Annotated in this window: 13 protein-coding genes; all 13 read left to right on the forward strand. The window is 71.6% G+C overall.

Going from position 1 to position 15,043, the window contains the following annotated elements; translation table 11 throughout:
- The first annotated feature begins 111 nt into the window (after positions 1 to 111).
- The 13 genes from ACWEPF_RS18890 (at position 112) to ACWEPF_RS18950 (ending at position 14,803) form a co-directional block, all read left to right on the forward strand.
- A complete protein-coding gene (locus tag ACWEPF_RS18890) occupies positions 112 to 378 on the forward strand; it encodes an HGxxPAAW family protein (RefSeq protein ID WP_452173479.1) in 267 nt (88 codons plus the stop codon).
- Between the two features lie 116 nt (positions 379 to 494).
- Positions 495 to 944 (forward strand): DUF2752 domain-containing protein, encoded by a 450-nt coding sequence (locus tag ACWEPF_RS18895; protein WP_452173480.1) that lies wholly within the window; start codon positions 495 to 497, stop codon positions 942 to 944.
- A 215-nt stretch (positions 945 to 1,159) separates the two neighbouring features.
- On the forward strand, positions 1,160 to 1,972 hold the full coding sequence (gene trpC, locus ACWEPF_RS18900) for an indole-3-glycerol phosphate synthase TrpC (RefSeq protein ID WP_452173481.1): 813 nt from the start codon (positions 1,160 to 1,162) through the stop codon (positions 1,970 to 1,972).
- A complete protein-coding gene (trpM, locus tag ACWEPF_RS18905; protein WP_452173482.1) occupies positions 1,935 to 2,123 on the forward strand; it encodes a tryptophan biosynthesis modulator TrpM in 189 nt (62 codons plus the stop codon). The genes trpC and trpM overlap by 38 nt, the downstream gene beginning before the upstream one ends.
- A gap of 60 nt (positions 2,124 to 2,183) precedes the next feature.
- Positions 2,184 to 3,431, forward strand: a complete 1,248-nt coding sequence (gene trpB, locus ACWEPF_RS18910; protein ID WP_345284333.1) for a tryptophan synthase subunit beta — start codon at positions 2,184 to 2,186, stop codon at positions 3,429 to 3,431.
- A 2-nt stretch (positions 3,432 to 3,433) separates the two neighbouring features.
- The gene (gene trpA / locus ACWEPF_RS18915) at positions 3,434 to 4,240 is read left to right on the forward strand and encodes a tryptophan synthase subunit alpha (protein WP_452173483.1); all 807 of its coding nucleotides are present in this window, start codon (positions 3,434 to 3,436) and stop codon (positions 4,238 to 4,240) included.
- A gap of 355 nt (positions 4,241 to 4,595) precedes the next feature.
- Positions 4,596 to 4,850: a hypothetical protein gene (locus ACWEPF_RS18920; RefSeq protein ID WP_452173484.1), complete on the forward strand. Its 255-nt coding sequence runs from the start codon at positions 4,596 to 4,598 to the stop codon at positions 4,848 to 4,850.
- A gap of 151 nt (positions 4,851 to 5,001) precedes the next feature.
- Positions 5,002 to 5,520, forward strand: a complete 519-nt coding sequence (locus ACWEPF_RS18925; RefSeq protein WP_345284327.1) for a MauE/DoxX family redox-associated membrane protein — start codon at positions 5,002 to 5,004, stop codon at positions 5,518 to 5,520.
- A gap of 82 nt (positions 5,521 to 5,602) precedes the next feature.
- Positions 5,603 to 6,424, forward strand: coding sequence for a DsbA family protein (locus ACWEPF_RS18930; protein ID WP_452173485.1), 822 nt, complete (start codon positions 5,603 to 5,605; stop codon positions 6,422 to 6,424).
- A 71-nt stretch (positions 6,425 to 6,495) separates the two neighbouring features.
- A complete protein-coding gene (gene lgt / locus ACWEPF_RS18935; protein WP_452173486.1) occupies positions 6,496 to 7,443 on the forward strand; it encodes a prolipoprotein diacylglyceryl transferase in 948 nt (315 codons plus the stop codon).
- A 204-nt stretch (positions 7,444 to 7,647) separates the two neighbouring features.
- Positions 7,648 to 8,349 carry a VIT1/CCC1 transporter family protein gene (locus ACWEPF_RS18940; RefSeq protein ID WP_452173495.1) on the forward strand — a complete coding sequence of 234 codons (702 nt, stop codon included), beginning with the start codon at positions 7,648 to 7,650 and terminating at the stop codon, positions 8,347 to 8,349.
- A 417-nt stretch (positions 8,350 to 8,766) separates the two neighbouring features.
- The gene (gltB, locus tag ACWEPF_RS18945; protein ID WP_452173496.1) at positions 8,767 to 13,350 is read left to right on the forward strand and encodes a glutamate synthase large subunit; all 4,584 of its coding nucleotides are present in this window, start codon (positions 8,767 to 8,769) and stop codon (positions 13,348 to 13,350) included.
- Complete coding sequence (locus ACWEPF_RS18950; RefSeq protein WP_345284321.1) at positions 13,343 to 14,803, forward strand: glutamate synthase subunit beta; 1,461 nt, start codon at positions 13,343 to 13,345, stop codon at positions 14,801 to 14,803. The genes gltB and ACWEPF_RS18950 overlap by 8 nt, the downstream gene beginning before the upstream one ends.
- Positions 14,804 to 15,043 lie beyond the last annotated feature (240 nt).

Below are 15,043 nucleotides of genomic sequence, written 5' to 3' on the forward strand. Positions count from 1 at the left end.
GCGGCGGACCCCCGCTTGGGGTCGGGTGTGTGGGCCCGGCACAATGGACGAGTCAACCCGACGGGCGCCCGCAGTCCGGCCGGGCCCCGCAGATTCAAGGAGCACCATCAGATGTCGGCAACCGCGCACGGCCACACCCCCGCCGCCTGGACCGGCTCGACCATCGCCTTCATCGGCTTCACGGTCAGCGGCGTTGCGATGATCATCCCCGCCGTCTGGCTCTTCTGGGTGGGCCTGGGCGTGGTCCTGCTCGGCGGTGTCGTCGGCAAGGCGATGTCGATGGCCGGCATGGGCAAGCAGCCCAGCCCGTACTACGCCACCCCGGAGGAGACCCTCGCCCGTCGCGAGCTGGCCGCCAAGGCCGCCGCGGGCGTCTGATCCACGGTCGACGAACGGGAGCGGTGGGGCGCGCGGAGCGCCCCGCCGCTCCCGTTCGCATGACACGCACCGCCGGCTGAGGGATGCGCCCCGGCCCCGGGGGCAGAATCGGCCCTGTGACCGCCGCCCCGCAGTCGAAGCCCGCCGCCGCCCCGCCCTCCCGGGCGCGCCGGACGGTCCGTCCGCTGCTGGCGCTGGTGGCGGTGGCCGTCCCCACCGTCTACGTGGCCGCGGTCGATCCGAACGCCCCGGGCCACTACCCCGTCTGCCCGGTGCTGGCCGCCACCGGCTGGTGGTGCCCGGGCTGCGGGGGGCTGCGGGCGGTGCACGCGCTGGCCCACGGGGACCTGGCCACCGCCGCGCACGACAACCTGCTGGTGGTGGTGCTGGCGATGGTCGTCGGGGTGCTGTGGAGCGGCTGGCTCTGGGCCGCGCTGACCGGTGGGCGGGCGCCGAAGGTCCGGTTCGGGCTGCCTCAGACGGTGCTCCTGCTGCTGGTGCTGGCGGTCTTCATGGTCTACCGCAACCTCCCGGTCGGGGCCGGGCTGGCGCCCCCGGTGCTCTGACGGAGCCCACGCGACGGCGTACGGCCGGGTCCGCTCCGCGAGACGCGCGCCGGGCGGATGCGGTTCACGCCCCCCGCGCCCGATACCATCGAGGAGCCGACGGGGGCCGGAAGTTCCGCGCCGTTCAGCAGGACGGAGCAGGACGTGGTCCGCCGCCCGCGGTGAAACACCCGACGAGCCGGGCATGTGCCCGGCGGAATGATGGGGGCGCCCGCGTGAGTGTGCTCGACGAGATCATCGACGGGGTCCGTGAGGACCTCGCCGAGCGGCAGTCCCGGGTCTCCCTGGACCAGCTCAAGGAGCTGGCCGCGAAGGCCCCCGACGCCAAGGACGGAGTGGCCGCGCTGCGCGGCGACGGCGTCCGGGTGATCTGCGAGGTCAAGCGCTCCAGCCCGTCCAAGGGTGCCCTGGCGGCGATCGCCGACCCGGCCGCCCTGGCGCTCGACTACGCGGCCGGCGGTGCCGCCGCGATCAGCGTGCTGACCGAGCAGCGCCGCTTCGGCGGTTCGCTGGCCGACCTGGACGCCGTCCGGGCGGCGGTGGACACCCCGCTGCTGCGCAAGGACTTCATCGTCACCGCCTACCAGCTCTGGGAGGCCCGCGCCCACGGCGCCGACCTCGCGCTGCTGATCGTGGCGGCCCTGGACCAGCCGGCCCTGGTGTCGCTCATCGAGCGCGCCGAGTCGATCGGGCTCACCCCGCTGGTCGAGGTGCACGACGAGGAGGAGATCGCGCGCGCGGTGGACGCCGGCGCGAAGATCATCGGCGTCAACGCCCGCAACCTCAAGACCCTCGAGGTGGACCGGAACACCTTCGGCAACGTGGTGGACGCCATCCCGGCGCACATCGTGAAGGTGGCCGAGTCCGGCGTGCGCGGCCCGCACGACCTGATCGCCTACGCCAACCTCGGCGCGGACGCGGTGCTGGTCGGCGAGTCGCTGGTGACCGGCCGGGACCCGAAGGCGGCCGTGGCCGACCTGGTCGCCGCCGGTGCCCACCCGGCGCTGCGCAACAACGGACGGGGCTGACCCGCAGATGAACGCCCGCCTCGCTCCCGGCTGCCGGCCGCGCGGTTGCCGCGCGCCCGCGCGCCGGGTGCTGGGGCGGCGGGTCCGGTACGTGATCGGTTGTGAGCCGGGGCAGGTCCCCGGTCGGCGATGGCGACGCACGCACGGCTGACGTTCCGTCAGCACGCATGCCATGCACGCCACTTCACCGATTCACGAGGACGTAACTGCCATGTCCGAAAAGGACTACCTGCCAGGCACCCAGGTCCCCGACGCCCGGGGGTACTTCGGGGCGTACGGCGGCCGCTTCATCCCGGAGGCGCTGGTCGCCGCCGTCGAGCAGGTCGCCGAGGAGTACGAGAAGGCCAAGGCCGACCCGGCCTTCGCGGCCGAGCTGGACGGGCTGCTGAAGGACTACACCGGCCGCCCGAGCCCGCTCACCGACGTGCACCGGTTCTCCGCCGAGGCCGGCGGGGCGCGGATCCTGCTCAAGCGCGAGGACCTCAACCACACCGGCTCGCACAAGATCAACAACGTGCTGGGCCAGGCCCTGCTCACCCGCCGGATGGGCAAGACCCGGATCATCGCCGAGACCGGCGCCGGCCAGCACGGCGTGGCCACCGCCACCGCCTGCGCGCTGTTCGGCTTCGACTGCACCATCTACATGGGCGAGGTCGACACCCAGCGCCAGGCGCTGAACGTGGCCCGGATGCGGATGCTCGGCGCCGAGGTGGTCGCCGTGAAGTCCGGCAGCCGCACCCTCAAGGACGCCATCAACGAGGCCTTCCGCGACTGGGTGGCCAACGTCGACGACACCCACTACCTGTTCGGCACGGTCGCCGGACCGCACCCCTTCCCGGCCATGGTCCGGGACTTCCACCGGGTGATCGGCGTGGAGGCCCGCGAGCAGGTGCTGGAGCGCACCGGCAGGCTCCCGGACGCCGTGGTCGCCTGCGTCGGCGGCGGCTCCAACGCGATGGGCATCTTCCACGAGTTCATCCCGGACGCGGGCGTCCGGCTGATCGGCTGCGAGGCGGCCGGCGAGGGCGTGGACACCGAGAAGCACGCGGCCACCCTGACCAAGGGCGACCCGGGCGTGCTGCACGGCTCCCGCACCTACGTGCTGCAGGACGAGGACGGCCAGACCATCGAGTCGCACTCGATCTCGGCCGGCCTGGACTACCCGGGCGTCGGCCCGGAGCACGCCTGGCTGAAGGACACCGGCCGGGCCGAGTACCGTCCGGTGACCGACGACGAGGCGATGCAGGCACTGCGCCTGCTGTCCCGCACCGAGGGGATCATCCCGGCCATCGAGAGCGCCCACGCGCTCGCCGGGGCGCTCAAGCTCGGGCGCGAGCTGGGCCCGGAGGCGACCATCCTGGTCTCGCTCTCCGGCCGCGGCGACAAGGACATGCACACCGCCGCCGAGTACTTCGGCCTGTACGACGCCGCGCAGAACGACAGCAACGGGGGCAAGTGACCATGGCTTCGAAGTTGAGCTCCGTGCTGGCCGCCGCCAAGGCGGAGGACCGCGCGGCCCTGATCGGCTACCTCCCGGCCGGCTTCCCGACCGTGGACGGCGGGATCGCCGCCGTGAAGGCGCTGATCGAGGGCGGCTGCGACGTGGTCGAGGTCGGCCTGCCGCACTCCGACCCGGTCCTGGACGGCGCGGTCATCCAGACCGCGGACGACATCGCGCTGCGCGGTGGCGTGAAGATCAAGGACGTGATCCGCACCGTCGCCGAGGTGGCCGACGCCCACCCGGAGGCCGCGGTCCTGGTGATGACGTACTGGAACCCGGTCGAGCGCTACGGCGTGGCCCGCTTCGCGGCCGACCTGGCGGCCGCCGGGGGAGCGGGCTGCATCCTGCCCGACCTGCCGGTGGAGGAGTCCGGCGAGTGGCGCGCGGCCGCGGCCGAGCACGGTCTGGACACCGTGTTCGTGGTCGCGCCGAGCAGCAAGGACGCCCGGCTGGCCGAGGTCACGGCGGCCGGCTCCGGCTTCGTCTACGCCGCCGCGGTGATGGGCGTGACGGGCACCCGGGCCGCCGTCGGCTCGATGGCCGAGGACCTGGTCGCCCGGACCCGGGCCACCACCGACCTGCCGGTCTGCGTCGGCCTCGGGGTCTCCACCGCGACCCAGGCCGCCGAGGTGGCCGGCTTCGCCGACGGCGTGATCGTCGGCTCCGCCTTCGTCCAGCGCATCCTGGACGCGGACGGCGAGCCGGCCGCGCTGGACGCGGTCCGCTCGCTCGCCGCCGAGCTGGCCGAGGGCGTCCGCAAGCGCTGACCCCACCCGCCGCCCGACCGAGGCCCGTGCGAACCCCCTGGGTACGCACGGGCCTTCGTCACCCCGGGGAGTGGCTACGCCTTCGGGGGCGCGGGGAACTGCGCGCAGGGGAACGGCAGCACGTGCAACTGGCTCGCGTGCCCCGATCAAACACTGGTCCGCCTTCCGATTCGCGCAGTTCCTCGCGCCCCTGCGGGGCGCTCCGCCATTGCCGCGTCAGGGACGACACTCCGGCGGGCTGCCCCGTCCGGGTGAAGTACCCGGCTCCGACGCATCGGGGGGGATTGACCGGCGTTGAGTGGAGGGACGAGTTCGTGTGCGGTACGGACCGTTCCCGACCGAAGGAGTCCGCCCAGTGCCCTGTTTCCACCGTGCCGTCCTGCTCCGGGCGGCGGTCGCCGCCCTGGTGCTCGGCGTCGCGATGGGGGCGGAGGCGACCGTCGGCCCGGCGATGGCCCGGCGCGGGGTGGAGCGGGCCGAGCACGAGGCGTACCGCTGCGGGCAGTTGGCCAGTGCGGACTCGGCGGCCCGGGCCGGGCGCTCGCAGCCGGAGGGCCGGCCTCCGCTGGGGTCGGCGGCCGAGCGGCTGCGCTGCCGCCAGCTGCGCTGACCCACCGTCAGTGAGATCGGACATACGCACTATTCCATCACTCATTCGGCTTAAGGTGCGAATGTGGAGTAACCGCCATTCATCCCCTACGGTTCATCAGGAAGCGTGAGCGGCAGCCACGTCACGACGCACCGATGGGGGAGGACACCCGATGGCCAGTGAGCAGACCGCCGAGCGTCCGGGCGGCGGGTCCGCCCTGCGCAGGGCGGTGGACGGCCCGCCCGGTGAGTGGTTCGGGCTGGTGGTCCGGCTCGGCCTGGCGGTGGTCTGGGCCTGGGCCGGGCTGGCGAAGATCGCCGATCCGGCGGAGGCCGCCCAGGCGGTGCGGGCGTACGAGATCCTGCCCGAGTCCCTGGTCAAGCCGGTCGGCTACGGGCTGCCGTTCCTCGAAGTGACGCTCGCCCTGCTGCTGTTGATCGGTCTGGGCACCCGGATCGTCGCGGCGGTCTCGGCCCTGCTGCTGCTCGCCTTCATCGCCGGGATCGCCTCCGCGTGGGCCCGGGGCATCTCGATCGACTGCGGCTGCTTCGGCGGCGGCGGGGCGGTCGACTCCTCGAAGACCGAGTACGCGCAGGAGATCGCGCGCGACACCGGCTTCCTGCTGCTGGCCGCCTGGCTGGTCTGGCGGCCGAGGACCAAGCTCTCGGCCGACGCCTGGCTCAACGCCTGAACGGCCCGCGCCCGCCCCGGACCTGACGGACTCCCGACGACTTTCCCCGCCCACCCGGCCCCCACCTTGGACGTACCGAGACATGAGCGAGAAGAACCGAGAAGGCAAGCGCACCGCCCGCGAGCGGATGCTGGAGGAGCGGGCCGCGGAGGAGGCCCGGGACAAGCGCAAGAAGAAGCTGGTCATCGGCGGCGCGGTGCTGGCCGTGATCGCGGTCGGCGTGGTGATCGGCGTGGTGGTGCAGAACCAGCGCGACAAGCCGGACACCCCCGTCGCCCACCCGGCCGGGACGATCGGCGAGAAGAACCTGATCATCCCGGACGGCCCGTCCAACGCCCCCTCGACGCTCACCGTCTACGAGGACCCGCGGTGCCCCGCCTGCGGCATCTTCGAGCGTGAATTCGCCTCCACGGTCGACCAGTTGGAGGACGCCGGGAAGCTCCAGGGGAACTACCACATCGTCTCCTTCATCGACCGCTCGCTCGGCGGCAAGGGCTCCAAGTACGGGGCCAACGCGCTCGGCTGCGCGCAGGACGCGGGCAAGTTCCGCGCCTACCACGACGTGCTCTACAAGAACCAGCCCGAGGAGACCGCCGACACCTTCGGCACCAAGTCGACCCTGATCGACCTGGCCAAGCAGGTGCCGGGCCTGGACTCGCCGACCTTCGAGAGCTGCGTCAACGACAACAAGTACGCGGACTGGGTCTCGGCGGTGCAGCAGGACTTCGACAAGTCCAGCTACAAGTCGACCCCGACGGTGCTGCTCAACGGCCAGCCGGTCTACCCGAAGAACGCGGCCGGCGAGCAGATCTCCCCGGAGAACCTGGTGAAGTGGGTGGACGAGGCCAACGCCGGCAAGCAGCTCGGCACGGTGGCCTCCGCGCCCGCCTCGCCGGCCCAGTAGCGAACGTTCGGAAGCTGTGACCCCGCGCGGTGCAGGAGTGCCGGGCGGGGTCGGGTAGCGTCGACCCTGCCATGGATCTCGCATACATTCCGAGCCCGTCGCGGGGCGTCCTCTACCTGGGGCCGGTCCCGCTGCGCGCCTACGCGTTCTGCATCATCATCGGTGTCGTCGTGGCCGTCTGGCTCGGCAGCAAGCGCTGGGTCGCCAGGGGCGGCGCCAAGCACACCGTCGGGGACATCGCCGTCTGGGCGGTGCCGTTCGGCCTGGTGGGCGGCCGCCTCTACCACGTGATCACCGACAACCAGCTGTACTTCGGGGAGGACCGGAACCCGGTCGACGCCCTGAAGATCTGGGAGGGCGGCCTCGGCATCTGGGGCGCGATCGCCTTCGGTGCCGTCGGCGCCTGGATCGGCGCCCGCCGCCGGGGCGTGCCGCTGCCCGCCTACGCCGACGCGATCGCCCCGGGCATCGCGCTGGCCCAGGCCTGCGGTCGCTGGGGCAACTGGTTCAACCAGGAGCTGTACGGCCGGGCCACCGACCTGCCGTGGGGTCTGGAGATCCACAAGGTCGAGGCGGACGGCACCGTGGTGGACGGGGTCTTCCACCCGACCTTCCTCTACGAGTCGCTCTGGTGCGTCGGCGTCGCGCTGCTGGTGATCTGGGCGGACAAGCGCTTCACCCTCGGCCACGGCCGGGCCTTCGCGATCTACGTCGCCGCCTACAGCGTCGGCCGCTTCTGGATCGAGGGGATGCGGATCGACGAGGCGCACCACTTCCTGGGCCTGCGCCTGAACGAGTGGACCGCGATCCTCACCTTCGTCGCCGCGATCGTCTACCTGGTGGTGGTCGGTCGGCTGCGCCCCGGCCGGGAGGCTCCGGACAGCATCGACCCGGCCTCGAACGTGGGCGAACTGACGGTGTCCGCACCGGAGTCCGCCACCGGCGACCAGGCCTCCGCCGAGACGCCGGCCGAGGCCCCCGCCGAATCGGACCGACCGGAGCCCGGTACCAAGGCCTGACCTGCGACTCCCCAACTCCTCGGCCGCCCGCACCGCTTGGTGCAGGGCGGCCGAAGTCGTGTTCGGGAAGCCTTACTTTGCTGGAAAGCCCCGATACATCGGACTACCTTTCAAATCGTCACGAGAAGACCGCAACCACCTTCCTGAGGGGGGCTATTCGCCATGGCCGCGACCATTGCCGAGCCGATCGCCGAGGAGAACCCGATGCCGCGCATCCCGGCCGAGGGGCACCACCGGGACGTCAACGGCGGCTGGCTGCGTCCGGCGGTCTTCGGCGCCATGGACGGCCTGGTGTCCAACTTCGCGCTGATGACCGGTGTGGTCGGCGGCGCCGCCTCGCCGGGCACGGTGATCATCACCGGGCTGGCCGGCCTGGCCGCCGGGGCCTGCTCGATGGCGGCGGGGGAGTACACCTCGGTGGCCTCCCAGCGCGAGCTGGTCGAGGCCGAGATCGAGGCCGAGCGGCTGGAGCTGCGCCGCAACCCGCAGGGCGAGCTGGCCGAGCTGGCCGAGCTCTACGTCTCGCGCGGGGTGGAGCCCGAGCTGGCCAAGGAGGTGGCCCGGCAGCTCTCCGCCGACCCGGAGCAGGCGCTGGAGGTGCACGCCCGCGAGGAGCTCGGGGTGGACCCGACCGACCTGCCCTCCCCGATGGTGGCGGCGGTCTCCTCCTTCCTCTGCTTCGCGGCCGGCGCGCTGCTCCCGCTGCTGCCCTACCTGCTGGGCGCCACCTCGCTGGCCCCGGCCCTGGTGCTCTCGCTGATCGGTCTGTTCCTGTGCGGCGCGGTGGTGGCCCGGGTGACGGCCCGCAGCTGGTGGTTCAGCGGCCTGCGCCAGCTGGTGCTGGGCGGTGCCGCGGCGGCCGTGACCTTCGGGCTGGGCGCGCTGATCGGCGGCCAGATCGGCTGACCGGGCGAGCATGGTTATGACATTGCACACATGGTTCCACGGGCCGACCTGCGCAGATCCCGGCCGAGCCGTGGTCCGGCCGCAGAATCTCATGCCGCGCTCGCCGATCGGCGCAGGATTCGCAGGGCACCCGTTCTCGACATGTGGACAGGGAATTACGCCCCTGTTTCGTCCTCGGGGGCAGGGGGCACACTGGTGGGGGCACGCGGCCGAGAGCACGCCTCCGACCCGTCCCCGATACGTCAGGTTGAGCGCCCTGACCAGGGCGGACTGTCCGCACTGTGGACGAGAAATCCCACTGTCCGGTCAGTCCGACATCATGTAACCTGCACGAAATCGCATGAGGGCCAACGTCGTCCCTACTGCACCAAGCACTTGCCAGAGACGACGACGGGAGAGCCGATGCTGTCTGCATCCATGCACTCCGCCAACGAGCCCGGTCAGGCCGCCGCGCGGCCTTACGCGCTCGTTCCGGATGCGCGACCCACTGCTCAGGGCCTGTACGACCCGCGTAACGAGCACGACGCCTGCGGCGTCGGTTTCGTCGCCACGCTGACCGGCATCGCCGACCACACGATCGTCGACCAGGCGCTGACCGTCCTGCGCAACCTGGAGCACCGCGGCGCCACCGGCGCCGAGCCGGACTCCGGTGACGGCGCGGGCATCCTGACCCAGGTGCCGGACGCGTTCCTGCGCTCCAAGGTCTCCTTCGAGCTCCCCGAGGCCGGCTCCTACGCCGTCGGCATCGCCTTCCTGCCGGACGAGGACGCCGCCGACGCGGCCGCCGTCGAGCAGATCGAGGCCATCGCCGCCGAGGAGGACCTGACCGTCCTCGGCTGGCGCGAGGTGCCGGTCACCCCCGACCTGCTCGGCGCCACCGCCCGTTCGGTGATGCCGCGCTTCCGCCAGCTCTTCGTCACCGGCGAGGGCAAGAGCGGGATCGCGCTGGACCGGGTCGCCTTCGTCGTCCGCAAGCGCGCCGAGCGCGAGGCCGGGGTGTACTTCCCCTCGCTCTCCGCCCGGACCATCGTCTACAAGGGCATGCTGACCACCGGTCAGCTGGAGCCCTTCTTCCCCGACCTGTCGGACCGGCTGTTCGCCTCCGCCATCGGCCTGGTGCACTCGCGGTTCTCCACGAACACCTTCCCGAGCTGGCCGCTGGCCCACCCGTACCGCTTCGTCGCCCACAACGGTGAGATCAACACCGTCAAGGGCAACCGGAACTGGATGACGGCCCGCGAGTCCCAGCTGGCCACCGACCTGATCCCCGGTGACCTCAACCGGATCTTCCCGATCTGCACCCCGGACCACTCCGACTCGGCCTCCTTCGACGAGGTCCTGGAGCTGCTCCACCTGGGCGGCCGCTCGCTGCCGCACTCGGTGCTGATGATGATCCCGGAGGCGTGGGAGAACCACGCCACCATGGAGCCGGCCCGCCGCGCCTTCTACCAGTACCACTCCAACCTGATGGAGCCCTGGGACGGCCCGGCCTGCGTGACCTTCACCGACGGCACCCAGATCGGCGCGGTCCTGGACCGCAACGGCCTGCGCCCGGCCCGGTACTGGGTCACCGAGGACGGCCTCGTGGTGCTCTCCTCCGAGGTCGGCGTGCTCGACATCGACCAGGAGAAGGTGACCCGCAAGGGCCGCCTGCAGCCGGGCAAGATGTTCCTCATCGACACCGCCGAGGGGCGGATCGTCGAGGACGAGGAGATCAAGTCCGCGCTGGCCGACGAGCACCCGTACCAGGAGTGGGTGGCCGCCGGGCAGATCGAGCTCAAGGCGCTGCCCGAGCGCGAGCACATCCACCACACCCACGCCTCGGTGACGCGCCGTCAGCAGACCTTCGGCTACACCGAGGAGGAGCTGCGGGTCATCCTGGCCCCGATGGCCAAGACCGGTGGCGAGGCGCTCGGCTCGATGGGCACCGACAGCCCGATCGCGGCGCTGTCCGAGAAGCCCCGGCTGCTCTTCGACTACTTCGTGCAGCTCTTCGCGCAGGTCACCAACCCTCCGCTGGACGCCATCCGCGAGGAGCTCGTCACCTCGCTGCTGTCCAACCTCGGGCCGGAGGGCAACCTGCTCTCCACCACCTCCGCGCACTGCCGCTCGATCGGCATCACCTTCCCGGTGATCGACAACGACGAGCTGGCCAAGCTGACCCACGTCAACCAGGACGGCGACCAGCCGGGCCTCAAGGCCGTCACGCTGTCGGGCCTCTACAAGGTCGCCGGCGGCGGCGAGGCGCTGGCCGCCCGGCTCGCGGCCATCGCGGCCGAGGCCGACGCGGCGATCGCCGACGGCGCCCGGATCATCCTGCTGTCGGACCGTCACTCCGACGCCGAGCACGCGCCGATCCCCTCGCTGCTGCTCACCTCCGCGGTGCACCACCACCTGATCCGCACCAAGCAGCGCACCCAGGTGTCGCTGCTGGTCGAGGCCGGTGACGTCCGCGAGGTGCACCACGTCGCGCTGCTGATCGGCTACGGCGCCGGCGCGGTCAACCCGTACCTGGCCATGGAATCGGTCGAGGACCTGGTCGAGCAGGGCGTCTTCATCCAGGGCATCGAGCCCGAGAAGGCGATCAAGAACCTGATCAAGGCGCTCGGCAAGGGCGTCCTGAAGGTGATGTCCAAGATGGGCATCTCCACCGTCGCCTCCTACCGCGGCGCCCAGGTCTTCGAGGCCATCGGCCTCGACCAGGCCACCGTGGACGCCTACTTCGCGGGCACCACCACCAAGCTCGGCGGCATCGGCCTGGCCGAGGTCGCCAAGGAGGTGGCCGCGCGCCACGCCAAGGCGTACCCGGCCTCCGGCATCTCCGCCGCGCACCGCGCGCTGGAGATCGGCGGCGAGTACCAGTGGCGCCGCGAGGGCGAGCCGCACCTGTTCGACCCGGACACCGTCTTCCGGCTGCAGCACTCGACCCGCTCGCGCCGCTACGACATCTTCAAGCAGTACACCGAGCGGGTGAACTCCCAGTCCGAGCGCCTGATGACGCTGCGCGGCCTGTTCAAGTTCGACGCCAAGGGCCGTGCGCCGATCTCCGTCGACGAGGTCGAGCCGGTCTCCGAGATCGTCAAGCGCTTCTCCACCGGCGCCATGTCGTACGGCTCCATCTCGATGGAGGCGCACGAGACGCTGGCCATCGCGATGAACCGCCTCGGCGGCAAGTCCAACACCGGTGAGGGCGGCGAGGACCCGGAGCGCCTGTACGACCCGGAGCGCCGCTCGGCGATCAAGCAGGTCGCCTCCGGCCGCTTCGGCGTCACCTCCGAGTACCTGGTGAACGCGGACGACATCCAGATCAAGATGGCCCAGGGCGCCAAGCCCGGTGAGGGCGGCCAGCTGCCCGGCCACAAGGTCTACCCGTGGGTGGCCCGGACCCGGCACTCCACCCCGGGCGTCGGTCTGATCTCGCCGCCGCCGCACCACGACATCTACTCCATCGAGGACCTGGCTCAGCTGATCCACGACCTCAAGAACGCCAACCCGGACGCCCGCATCCACGTGAAGCTGGTCTCCGAGGTCGGCGTCGGCACCGTCGCGGCGGGCGTCTCCAAGGCGCACGCGGACGTGGTGCTGGTCTCCGGCCACGACGGCGGCACCGGCGCCTCGCCGCTCACCTCGCTCAAGCACGCGGGCGGTCCCTGGGAGCTCGGCCTGGCCGAGACCCAGCAGACCCTGCTGCTGAACGGGCTGCGCGACCGGATCGTGGTCCAGACGGACGGTCAGCTCAAGACCGGCCGCGACGTGGTCATCGCCGCCCTGCTGGGCGCCGAGGAGTTCGGCTTCGCCACCGCCCCGCTGGTGGTCTCCGGCTGCATCATGATGCGGGTGTGCCACCTGGACACCTGCCCGGTCGGCGTCGCCACCCAGAACCCGGTGCTGCGCGAGCGCTTCTCCGGCAAGCCCGAGTTCGTGGTGAACTTCTTCGAGTTCATCGCGGAGGAGGTCCGGGAGATCCTGGCCGAGCTGGGCTTCCGCACCATCGAGGAGGCGGTCGGCCACGCCGAGCACATCGACGCCGCCGACGCGATCACCCACTGGAAGGCGGCCGGTCTCGACCTGGCCCCGCTGTTCCACGTGCCCGAGCTGCCCGAGGGCGCGGCCCTGCACTGCACCACCACGCAGGACCACGCGCTGGACAAGGCCCTGGACAACCAGCTGATCGCGCTCGCCGAGGACGCGCTGGAGCGCGGCGACTCGGTCCGCATCCAGCTCCCGGTCCGCAACGTCAACCGGACGGTCGGCACCATGCTCGGCCACCAGGTGACGAAGCGTTACCGGGGCGAGGGCCTGCCCGAGGGCACCATCGACGTGACCCTCACCGGTTCGGCCGGCCAGTCCTTCGGCGCCTTCGTGCCCAAGGGCGTGACGCTCCGTCTGGAGGGCGACGCCAACGACTACGTGGGCAAGGGCCTCTCCGGCGGCGTGGTCATCGTCCGCCCGGCCCGGGACGCGGCCGCCATCGGCGCCGACGCCCAGAACCACGTGATCGCGGGCAACACCATCGGCTACGGCGCCACCTCGGGCCGGATCCACCTGCGCGGCAAGGCCGGCGAGCGCTTCGCCGTCCGCAACTCCGGTGCCACCCTGGTGGTCGAGGGCGTGGGCGACCACGGCCTGGAGTACATGACCGGCGGGCGGGTCGTCATCCTGGGCGAGACCGGCCGCAACCTGGCGGCGGGCATGTCCGGTGGCATCGCCTACGTGCTGGACCTGCGCCCGGCCAACGTGAACGACGGCATGGTGGGCATCGAGGCCCCCTCGGCCGACGACCGCGAGTGGCTGCGCGAGACCGTCCAGCAGCACTACGAGGAGACCGGCTCCACCGTCGCCGCCGAGCTCCTGGCTGACTGGGGCAGCGGGGTCTCCCGCTTCTCCAAGATCATGCCGACCGACTACAAGGCTGTGCTCGCCGCCAAGGACGCCGCTGAGCGCGATGGCCTCTCCGAGGCCGAGACCACTCGCAAGATGATGGAGGCGGCACATGGCTGACCCCAAGGGCTTCCTGACCACGCCCAAGCAGCTGGCCGAGCGCCGTCCCGTGGACGTCCGTCTGCGGGACTGGAACGAGGTCTACGTCGAGCGCAGCCTCCTGCCGATCATCACCAAGCAGGCCGGCCGCTGCATGGACTGCGGCATCCCGTTCTGCCACAACGGCTGCCCGCTCGGGAACCTCATCCCCGAGTGGAACGACCTGGCCTTCCGGGACGACTGGAAGGGCGCCATCGAGCGCCTGCACGCGACCAACAACTTCCCGGAGTTCACCGGGCGGCTGTGCCCCGCGCCGTGCGAGTCGGCCTGTGTCCTGGGCATCAACCAGGACGCGGTGACCATCAAGAACGTCGAGGTCACCATCATCGACAAGGCCTGGGACAACGGCGGGGTCACCCCGCAGGTCCCCGAGCGCCTGTCGGGCAAGACCGTGGCCGTGGTCGGCTCCGGCCCGGCCGGTCTGGCCGTGGCCCAGCAGCTCACCCGGGCCGGCCACACCGTGGTGGTGTACGAGCGCGCGGACCGGATCGGCGGCCTGCTGCGGTACGGCATCCCCGAGTTCAAGATGGAGAAGCGCCACATCAACCGCCGCATCGAGCAGATGCGCGCGGAGGGCACCCGCTTCCGCACCGGCGTCAGCGTCGGCGAGGACATCACCGGCCAGCAGCTGCGCGAGCGCTTCGACGCCGTGGTGGTCGCCGCCGGTGCCACCACCGCCCGCGACCTCCCCGTCCCCGGGCGGGAGTTGAAGGGCATCCACCAGGCGATGGAGTACCTGCCGCTGGCCAACAAGGTGCAGGAGGGCGACTTCGTCGAGCCTCCCATCTCGGCCAAGGGCAAGCACGTCATCGTGATCGGCGGCGGTGACACCGGCGCCGACTGCCTGGGCACCGCGCTGCGCCAGGGGGCCGCCTCGGTCACCCAGCTGGAGATCATGCCGCGCCCCAGCGACGACCGGCCGGCCGGCCAGCCCTGGCCGACCATGCCGATGACCTACAAGGTCACCTCCGCGCACGAGGAGGGCGGTGAGCGGGTCTACGCCGTGAACACCACCCACTTCACCGGCGACGAGGACGGGAACGTGGCCGAACTCCACCTGGTGGAGGTCGAGTTCAAGGACGGCCGGTTCGAGCCGGTGCCGGGCACCGAGCGGGCCATCCCGGCCCAGCTGGTCACCCTGGCGATGGGCTTCACGGGTACGGACGTGAAGAACGGCCTGGTCGAGCAGCTCGGTGTCGAGCTGGACGCCCGGGGCAACGTGAACCGGGACGCCAAGTTCGCCACCAACGTGGACGGCGTGTACGTCTGCGGCGACGCCGGCCGCGGCCAGTCGCTGATCGTCTGGGCCATCGCGGAGGGCCGTTCGGCCGCCGCCGCGGTGGACAAGTACCTCGGCGGCAAGACCCCGCTGCCCGCCCCGATCCGCCCGACCGACCGCCCGCTGGTGGTCTGACCACTTCCGGTGGTCACCTTCAAATCCCTCACCAGAAACCGCCGGACGCCTTTGGTTCGGCTGCTTTAACCGCCTGCCCGTCAGAGCCGCCGGGCTCATGCGGTCCCTACGGCGCCTGCTCCCTCCCCGACCAAGTGGGGAGCAGGCGCCGTTTCTTGTGTTTCCGTCAGGTTAATGACAGGTAGAAGCTGTACGTTCGCTGGATGCGCACGGGAACCTGACGATGACCTCCGTACCCTT

Source organism: Kitasatospora sp. NPDC004289 (assembly GCF_053602875.1).